This is a genomic window from Pseudomonas sp. 5P_5.1_Bac1 (genome assembly GCF_025466015.1).
Lineage (GTDB): Bacteria > Pseudomonadota > Gammaproteobacteria > Pseudomonadales > Pseudomonadaceae > Aquipseudomonas.
Map to the genome: position 1 here is coordinate 1 of NZ_JANLNX010000039.1, position 302 is coordinate 302.

Annotated in this window: 1 protein-coding gene; it reads left to right on the forward strand. The window is 60.6% G+C overall.

Features of this window, described 5'->3' with window-relative positions; translation table 11 throughout:
• Positions 1-302: Ig-like domain-containing protein (locus tag NTD82_RS07965; protein ID WP_262128308.1), on the forward strand; the 302-nt coding region annotated here is incomplete at both ends.

Sequence of the window (302 nt, forward strand, 5' to 3'; positions counted from 1 at the left end):
AACCTGACCGAGAGCTTCACGGTCACCGCGACGGACACCGATGGCAGCACCTCTAGCGGAAGCCTCGACGTAAACATCGTCGACGATGTGCCGACGGCTGCGCCGGATACCAATGCGTCGGTTGCCACTGAGGTGGCAACGGTCCTGACGGGGAATGTGCTGACCAATGACGTTCAGGGCGCTGACCGAGTTGTTGGACCGATCACCGCGGGCACCTTCACGGGCACCTACGGCACACTCGTACTGGCAGCAGATGGCTCCTACACCTACACCTTGAATCCCGCTGACCAGGACTTCTTCAA